This is a genomic window from Candidatus Cryosericum terrychapinii (genome assembly GCF_003570925.1).
Lineage (GTDB): Bacteria > Caldisericota > Caldisericia > Cryosericales > Cryosericaceae > Cryosericum > Cryosericum terrychapinii.
Genome location: NZ_QXIS01000018.1, coordinates 1 through 8,545, shown reverse-complemented (window position 1 = coordinate 8,545; position 8,545 = coordinate 1). Strand labels below are relative to the sequence as shown.

The 8,545-nt window shown below is 59.0% G+C and carries 9 protein-coding genes and 1 riboswitch; of the genes, 1 reads left to right on the top strand and 8 read right to left on the bottom strand.

The annotated features are described in order from the left end of the window. Nucleotides 1-656, bottom strand: a 656-nt coding sequence (locus SMC7_RS03240) for an alanine--tRNA ligase-related protein (protein ID WP_243620290.1), incomplete at its 3' end; no start/stop codon positions are given. Between the two features lie 125 nt (nucleotides 657-781). Beyond that, nucleotides 782-1,333: an ECF transporter S component gene (locus tag SMC7_RS03235; protein WP_119088940.1), complete on the bottom strand. Its 552-nt coding sequence runs from the start codon at nucleotides 1,331-1,333 to the stop codon at nucleotides 782-784. Nucleotides 1,334-1,394: 61 nt separating this feature from the next. Next, a riboswitch (FMN riboswitch) is annotated at nucleotides 1,395-1,526 on the bottom strand. Nucleotides 1,527-1,657: 131 nt separating this feature from the next. On the opposite strand from SMC7_RS03235, the gene SMC7_RS03230 reads away from it, so the two are divergent. After that, the gene (locus tag SMC7_RS03230) at nucleotides 1,658-3,241 is read left to right on the top strand and encodes a M2 family metallopeptidase (RefSeq protein WP_119088939.1); all 1,584 of its coding nucleotides are present in this window, start codon (nucleotides 1,658-1,660) and stop codon (nucleotides 3,239-3,241) included. A 106-nt stretch (nucleotides 3,242-3,347) separates the two neighbouring features. Here SMC7_RS03230 and SMC7_RS03225 read toward each other — a convergent pair whose 3' ends face one another. The 6 genes from SMC7_RS03225 to SMC7_RS03200 form a co-directional block, all read right to left on the bottom strand. Further along, complete coding sequence (locus SMC7_RS03225) at nucleotides 3,348-4,157, bottom strand: REP-associated tyrosine transposase (RefSeq protein WP_119088938.1); 810 nt, start codon at nucleotides 4,155-4,157, stop codon at nucleotides 3,348-3,350. 162 nt (nucleotides 4,158-4,319) lie between these two features. Beyond that, a complete protein-coding gene (locus SMC7_RS03220) occupies nucleotides 4,320-4,976 on the bottom strand; it encodes a 3-oxoacid CoA-transferase subunit B (RefSeq protein ID WP_119088937.1) in 657 nt (218 codons plus the stop codon). A 1-nt stretch (nucleotide 4,977) separates the two neighbouring features. Continuing rightward, nucleotides 4,978-5,637: a CoA transferase subunit A gene (locus tag SMC7_RS03215; protein WP_119088936.1), complete on the bottom strand. Its 660-nt coding sequence runs from the start codon at nucleotides 5,635-5,637 to the stop codon at nucleotides 4,978-4,980. An 18-nt stretch (nucleotides 5,638-5,655) separates the two neighbouring features. Then, nucleotides 5,656-6,855, bottom strand: a complete 1,200-nt coding sequence (locus SMC7_RS03210) for a thiolase family protein (protein ID WP_119088935.1) — start codon at nucleotides 6,853-6,855, stop codon at nucleotides 5,656-5,658. A gap of 73 nt (nucleotides 6,856-6,928) precedes the next feature. Continuing rightward, entirely contained in the window at nucleotides 6,929-8,266 is a 1,338-nt protein-coding gene (locus tag SMC7_RS03205) for an aspartate aminotransferase family protein (protein WP_119088934.1), read from the bottom strand. A 9-nt stretch (nucleotides 8,267-8,275) separates the two neighbouring features. Next, a partial coding sequence (locus tag SMC7_RS03200) for an aminotransferase class III-fold pyridoxal phosphate-dependent enzyme (RefSeq protein ID WP_119088933.1) occupies nucleotides 8,276-8,545 on the bottom strand: 270 nt, incomplete at its 5' end.

The window sequence follows — 8,545 nt, the reverse complement described above, 5'->3', positions numbered from 1 at the left end:
TCGATGTTCTTGCGAGCAAGCGGCTTCAGCGAACCGTCCGGTTGCCGGTCGAACTGCGTGAACACCAGGTTCCAGTACTCGAGGAACCGGTCCCCATCGTCGCCCATCTGCTGCTTCTCGTCGCCCGGGTGACGCACCCCACGGTCGATGTATAGTTCGCTGCAGGGGCCACACGGACCGACGGGGCCCATGGTCCAGAAATTGTCGTCAGCGCCCATCGCCACGATCCGCTCGCGCGGAATGCCGACCTTCTGCCAGATGTCCGCCGTCTGGAGATCTTCCTTATATATAGTTACCCAGATACGATCGGCTGACAGGCCGAGAACCTTCGTCGAGAACTCCAAGGCCATCGCGATGGCGTCGTCCTTGAAGTAGTCGCCGATGGAGAAGTTGCCCAGCATCTCGAAGAAGGTATGGTGACGTGCCGTCCGGCCAACCCGCTCGATGTCGTTCGTTCGAATGCATTTCTGGTCCGACGTCATGCGCGCATTTGGAGGAGCCACCTCCCCTAGGTAATACTGCTTCAGCGGGACCATACCGGCTGCGGTAAAGAGCAGTGTTGGGTCGGGCGAGAGCAGGGAAGCGCTGGGGAGTCTCAGGTGGTCGTGCCTCTCGAAGAACCGGAGAAAGCCTTCTCGAATATCAGCTGAGTTCACATTTCACCTCACGCACTGCCGGTCATACGAAGTCCCGGCGCATGAGGACAGTATATGCTCAGCGCCCCGTGAGGCAAGAACAGCGGATTCGCCGTGTCCCATTGATGTGGTGCCAGGCACGAAAGTCAGCGACTCGTCCGGAAGATGGCCGTCCGCTGAAGCGCCAGCATGACGAGCACAGATGCGACACCATTGGCCGCGCCTCGGAATAAGTTGAAGGGGATGATTGCAGGTACAATAATAGCTTTGACGGCCGCAATCGGCCACTTGAAATACAGAGGATCTACGATGAGGTTCAATCCAACCATCACCGCCGTCATCGCAAGCATGCCTAGACCTGCTGCAGCGGCTTTGACCCATAGCTTCCTGGACCTGCCCAGAAGAGCCAACGGAAGAGCAAAGACGATGACTGCGATCGTGTTCATGCCTGCTCCAACCCAGCTGTTTGCTCCGTGACCGATGAGCGCCCATAGCAACCCTTTGACGGTGGCAGTCAGTACTGCCGCACCGGGTCCAAACATAGAACCGGCGATCACGACCGGAATGTCCCCGAAATCGAACTTGAGAAAGGTCGCAGCCGGCAAGAACGGCAGGGGAAACTCGAACAGCTGAAGGACATACCCGACGGCGGCCAGCATACTAGCCAGGGTGAGCATACGCAGTTTCTTCGATTCCATTCTCTACCTCCATAGCAGACGCAGCCTTACAGCTGCAATCAACCCTGGGGGCACGGAAAGCGGACGTCTCTTTCCGTCCAGACTGTACTGTCGGCCCTGGAATCACACCAAGTCCTACCGCCGCAGCGGCTCGTGGGCTAAGCTCTTCGCTACTACCACCGGTCGGGGATTTCACCCTGCCCCAGAGAACACTTGAAGTATATGCGGCCCCAAAAACGTGTCAAACATGACCACTTCAACCTGGAGCCTGTTCCGGTCGCTCCTCTGCCGGCCTGTTGCATTCGCACATTCCTTCGTAAACTGTACCTATCTTAGGAGGCACCCATGGATAACGCCATGTATCTGAAGGAACTGAATGAGAAGCTCAACGAGCTGTCCTACCAGTGCAACATCGCCGCCTGGAACCTGTCGACGACCGGGAAGGACGAGTACGCCGCCCAGGCGGAGCATGCCGACTTGGCAATGCGGCTCTTCCTCGCCGACAAGCAGCGCTTCGACACCGTGAACTCCATGCTCGCCGCGGGTGACCTGGAAGAGTTCGAGCGCAGACAGCTCAGACTTGTCCACGACATGATGGTCGAAAACCAGCTTGACAGGGAGATGCTTCAGCAGCTGGTCAGCAAGCAGATCGCCCTTCAGGGCATCACGACCAAGTTCCGCGGAACCATCGACGGCAGGGAAGTCAACAACAAACAAATCGAGGAGATCCTCCGGACCAGCACCGACAATGACCTTCGCAAGAAGGCCTGGCTCGCCAGCAAGCAGGTGGGCGCAGTGCTCGAACCTGGTCTCATGGAGCTCATCAAGCTCCGCAACGAGTCTGCCGTCAAGCTGGGGTACGCCAACTACTATGAGATGTCAATCGAGCTCCAGGAATTCGACGGTGCATGGCTCAAACAGACGCTCGAAAGTTACCGCGACCAGACGGACGCGCTGTTCCGCCGCGTCAAGTACTCCATCGACCAGGTGGTTGGACGGCGGTTGGACGTCGACCCTTCCAAGCTGATGCCCTGGCATATGAGCGACATGTTCTTCCAGGAGGCTCCCCGCACCTCAGACGTCGGTCTCGGCGTGTATTTCGAGGGCAAGGGCGACCATATCGTCGAGGAACTTGCGACAGCAACCTACGATGCCATCGGGCTGGACATCCGCGACATCATCGATCGCAGCGACCTCTACGAACGCGCGGGCAAAGACCAGCACGCCTTCTGTATGCACCTCGACAACAAGGGCGACGTCCGCGTCCTCGCCAACCTGCGCCCCAACGAAACGGAAATGGAAACCCTCCTGCACGAAATGGGCCACGCCTGCTACGACAAGTACACCGACATGACGCTTCCCGAAGTCCTGCGCCAACCCGCGCACATCTTCACGACCGAAGCTGTCGCCATGTTCTTTGGCCGCATGGCCCGCGACCCCAAGTGGTACAAGCAGATGGTCGGCATCGATGATGCCAATCTCCAGAGGCTGCAGAGGGACTTGCCTGTCGCCATCCGTAACCAGATGCTCGTCGCGACTCGGTGGATCACGCACTTCGCTCTATTCGAGCGAGAGCTCTATCGCACGGAGAAGGGCAACAGCCGGCTCTGGTACCAGGGCGTCCAGAACATCCAGTACCTCAACGCACCCGAGGAACGCTTCGAGAAGCCCGACTGGGCAGCGAAGTACCACTTCGCCATGGCCCCCGTCTACTACCACAACTACCTGCTCGGCGAGATGCTCGCCTCCCAGTTTGACCACACCCTGCGCGCCAAAGCCGAGGGCAAGGTGCTGACGCCCGAAGGTGGCCGCTGGTTTGTCGACAACGTCTTCACTCCCGGCGCGAAGTACTCATGGAACACCATGATCGAACACGCCACGGGCGAGAAGCTCAACCCGTCCTACCTGGTACAGCAGTTCAACTACTAACAGGCAAGGGGCCCGGCCACCTGCGCCGGGCCCTGTAACTTTCTCGGGACGGTTCCATATCTGTAACACTGTTACACTTCGGGACGGTTCCGAAACGTCGAGAGTGTTACAGTTTCGTTCCTTCGGCGTTGCGCGCCAGATAACGCCGCGCCGTCATGTGACTTATGCCAAGTGTGGCGGCGATTTCTCTCAGGCTCATCCCCTGCTGATGGAGACTGACCACATGGGAGATCTCAATCACGTCGGGGGTCAGGCCGGCAACAGGTTTTCGCGCAGCAACATCTTGGCCGCTCTCTGACCGAGCTCGGTCGCTGGATTCCGCCCATCGCCTGGCCCTACCCGTGAGGAGAGAGTCCGGTTTCTTGAGCCCGATGCCCGCGTGGACAAATTCCCGATAGAGCTCCCGGGACTCTGCCCCTTCGTGGCCGAACATCCCCATCAACTCTCGATCCCTCAGCGGAACGCGAGAGGGCGCGCCCAGCACGGCAGCATTGTAACTACTCCATGGCCACTCCTGAGGAGCAACCACCAGGCCCACCCGCAGGGGATTCAGCACGACGTAGCGGGAGGCCTCGAGAAGATGACTGTCCTGCGTGATCAGAATCGAGAAGAAGCGGTCCTGAAATACATGACCGTGACGTCCTCGACACATGTTGTACCACTCACCATAGGTCATGTTGATGTGGTGCATTCCTTCTGATAGATTGTCGTCGGGCGTTTTCAGCAGAAAGTGATAATGATTCCCCATGACACACCACGCATACATGGCCCAGTCCAACTCTTCGGCCGTATCCGCCAGCAGGTCAAGCAGTCGCCGCTTCTCAGACGGCCCCTCGAAGATCATCGTGTCACCGTCGCCGTGTGTCGTCACATGATACACGCCGTCGGGAATCCGAATTCTCGCTTGTCTACTCATCTAAACGGACCATCTTACGAACCATGTACCCGGCATAATTCCTCCCCAAGTTTAGGTTATCGTCAAGAGTGTTACATTTTTGGAACCGTCCCGAGAAAGTTACACTCCTCCAGTTTGGGTTCTCGTCGAGAGTGTTACACTTTCGGAACCGTCCCGAGAAAGTTACACGTTGAACTCGGCGTCGGTTATGCCTCGGAGTTCGTCGACGGTGATCTCGGGGGCAATTTCCTTGAGGATCAGTCTACCCTTGTCGAAGACAAACACGGCATACTCGGTGATGACCATGTCGGCCTCGCCGATGCCAGTGATGGGGAGCGTGCATTGTTTGACCAGCTTAGGCTTGCCGTTCTTGCTGGTATGCTGCATGGCTATCACGACCTCGCGGGCTCCGGTGACCAGATCCATCGCTCCGCCGACCCCAAGCTGTTTCCCATTGGGGATGATCCAGTTGGCAATGTTCCCCTTCTGATCTACTTCAAACGCCCCGATGACCGTTGCGTCGATGTGACCACCACGGATCATGCCGAAGGACGCAGCGCTGTCCATATAGGAGCAGCCGGGAGTCTCAGTAACACACGTCCTGCCCGCATTGATCAGGTCATGGTCCATCCGGCCTTCGGGTGCCGCACAGCCGACGCCGAGCATCCCGTTTTCGGCCTGCACGTAGATGCTGGGACTTGTGATGTAGTTGGCCACCATGGTCGGAATACCGACGCCAAGGTTGATGAATAGCCTCCCATTCCGGGCTTTTCCGTCGAAGTAGCGGGCTATCATTGAGGCTATCCGTTCTTTGGCCTGTTGTTCGAGTATCACCTGCATCTCAGCTCTTCCTCATCGTCAGCACATCCACATACATGTGGGGCGTCACTATGCACTCGGGGTCCAGAGACCCGACCGGGACTATCTCTTCGACTTCGGCTATGACGGTGTCTGCCGCCATCGCCATGACGGGATTGAAGTTGCGGGCAGTTTTGTAGTAGACCAGATTGCCCAGCTCGTCGGCCTTGTAGGCCTTGATGAGTGCCACGTCGGCATGGATGGATTCTTCCAGGACACACGCCTTCCCGGCGAATTCTCTGGTCTCCTTGCCTGCCGCGAGTTCTGTACCCGCTCCGGTCGGCGTGAAGAAAGCCGGGATGCCCACGCCGGCGGCTCTGATCGCTTCTGCGAACGTCCCCTGCGGGACCAGCTTCACGCTGATCCGGCCTTCATTGTAGGCGCCAGCTACCTCTGGATTCCAGTTGTAGTAGGTCCCGATCAACGACCGGATCTGGTTGTTGGTGAGCAGCTTGCCGAGACCAACGCCGGGCGTACCGAGGTCGTTGCTGATGATCGTCAGGTCTCCCGTTCCACTTGCTGCAAGGGCCTCGATCAACTCCTCGGGATATCCGGCCAAGCCAAAGCTCCCGACCATGATGCGTGACCCTGGCTTGACCCTGGCGATTGCGTCCTCGATGCTTCTGTACTTGTCGCTAACCATGGACAGAACCTCCTGCTCTCACACGCACAGATTCTCGAAGATCGTCGACACACCAAGGCCGCCCGCAACGCAGATGGTTGCAAGCCCGTACCTGGTGTTTCTCCGCAACATCTCATGGATCAGTGTGACCGAGATGCGCGTTCCGGAGCAGCCAAGTGGGTGCCCCAGCGCAATGGCCCCTCCGTTCACGTTGAGGATATCCCGGTTGAAGCCCAGCTCCTTGACAACAGCAAGGCTCTGCGCCGCGAACGCTTCGTTGAGCTCGATGAGGCCGATATCGCCCAGCAACAGTCCTGACCGTTCCAGGGCCTTGCGCGTGGCGGGTACCGGGCCGATGCCCATGATGGTGGGGTTGACGCCGGCGATGCCTGCCGCCACGAATCTTGCCAGAGGCTTGATCCCCATCTCAGCAGCCTTCTCTTCCGACATCACCACGACAGCGGCAGCGCCATCGTTTCTGCTGGAGCTGTTGCCGGCCGTCACCGTCCCTCCCGCTTTGAACACGGGCTTGAGCTTGGCCATCTTCTCGAGGCTTGTATCTCTTCTGGGGCCCTCGTCGGTGTCGACAAGCGTCGTTTGGCCTTTCCCGATGCGCACGCTCACAGGGGTGATCTCCTCCTTGAACCGACCCGCGTCGATTGCCGCGACGGCCCTGGCATGGCTGGCATACGCAAATTCATCCTGTTCTTCGCGGGTGATCCCGTACTTGTCCGCCAGATTCTCAGCCGTCATGCCCATGGTGAACGAGCCGTAGATCTCCTCGGGCTGTGACTTTGGCTGGCTCTCGGTGTTCGGATCGAGCAACTCGCTGTTCCCGGACTTGTAGCCGTAGCGTGCGCTGCGAAGGTAGTAGGGAGCTGTGCTCATGCTCTCGACGCCACCAGCCACGATCACGTCGCCATACCCCGCCTGGATCTGCCACACGGCATTCAGGATGGCCTGCAGACCCGACGAACACTGCCTGTGGACCGTATATGCCGGGACTTCTTCTGGAAAACCGCCTTCCAGAGCGGCGACTCTGGCAATGTTGGGCGCATCTGTGCTCTGTTTTGCCTGCCCGACGATGATCTCATCCACGATCGATTTCTCGATGCCCGACCTCTTAACGACCTCCTCCAGGACGGTCCTTGCCAACTCGACGGCCAGAATGTCCCGGAAAACCCCGCCGATGTTGCCCACGGGCGTTCTGACTGCGGACGTGATGACAACTGACTTCATTCTTGTCTCCTCCTATTCAGTGTCCTTTTGCCCTTCGGGGTGACCAGGCAATCGCGCCGACTGGATTCTCAGCTCAGCTGATCGCCGCGAAGATCTGGTCGAGCTTCCGCAGCGTCGCCTCATAGTCTTGGGCCGAGTGCGCCAATGACGTGTAGAACGGTTTGTGAGGATGAACATAGATGCCCTCGGTCAGACACGCGAAGTCGAAGGCCTCTCGCATCGCTCCGTTCTCGCGAGCCAGGTCGCGGTAGTTGCGAATCGGCGTCTCGCTCATGATGACGCCGAAATTGGCGCCGAGGCCGGCCACGTGCCCGGGGATGTGATGGGCTGTCAGCAGATGACGGATGCCAGCTTTGAACGCCTCGGTCGCCTCATAGAACGGCCGCATCTGGGACTCATCCGACAGGATATCCAGTGTGGCAAGCCCCGCAGCAAGAACCTGGACTGCCCCGTTGAACGTCCCGGAGTGGAAGACGCTTCCACCACTCGACAACGGGGACGTCAGGTCCAGAAGATCCTCCCTCCCCGCTACCGCTCCTACGGGGAAGCCACCTCCGATGATCTTGCCCAGTACCATGAGGTCGGGCTCGACACCAAAGATGCCGGCCGCACCTTGGGGACCCGAGCGAAACCCCGACATCACCTCATCGAAAATGAGGACCATGCCGAGTTCCCGGGTGAGAGCACGCAGGCCTTCCAGAAAAGCCGGATCTGTCTGGTAGAACGCACGAGGCGACGGCTCGACGATGACGGTTCCGACGCGATCACGATTGGCCGTGAGCAGCTTGCTGCACGCGTCGAGGTCATTGAAGGGAAGCACCAGCGTGTTCTCGAGGATATACGCAGGAGTCCCGCGGGACCCGGCGACAGACGTCGGCCGGTCTGGATCGCCGTAGTCTGCCGCCCTTGGAGTATTGCTGAGCACGCCCTCATAATACCACCCATGGTAGTGCCCTTCGAAACGCGCGATAGCCGGCTTGCCGGTCGCAGCGCGGCCTAATTGCAGAGCCAGGTACGTCGCCTCGGAGCCACTGTTGGTGAGACGTACTTTGCCGGTGATCGGCAGCATGGACATCAGTTTCTCGGCGTACTGGATCTCGAGTTCGTTCGGCGTCCCAAAAATGGTTGTACCCCATGTCGCAAGTGACTCTGCCACGGCCCTGACAACAGCCGGATGCCCATGGCCAAGGATGAGCGGCCCAAATGCGAGACAGTAGTCGATGTACTCGTTCCCATCGACATCCCACAAGTGCGAACCCACCGCCCGCTGCATGAACAGCGGGTAGGGGGCAAAGTACTTGACGTTGGCGACGACGCCGGCCGGGAGAGTCTGTCGGGCGCGCTCGCTCAGCTTTCGGGATGCCGGTGTCTTCGCTGCATACAACTGTTTGAACTCAGCAGAAGACTTCATCGCACACCTCTAGCTGTTCATCTGTTTCTCGACAGCCGCCAGAGACTCTTCCCAGACGTCCAGCATGACATCGCACTGATCCTGTGTGACACTGAGCGCCGGACAAAGGCGGACCGAGTTCTCGCCACAGGGCAGCAGCAGCAGGCCGCGTTTGAATGCCTCGAGGACCAGCTGAGTGCTTTCTTCCTTGGCCTTGGTCTTCTTGGCGTCCTTTACGAACTCGATGCCGATCATGAGGCCCATGCCGCGCACGTCGCCCATCAGCGGGTGCCGCTTCTG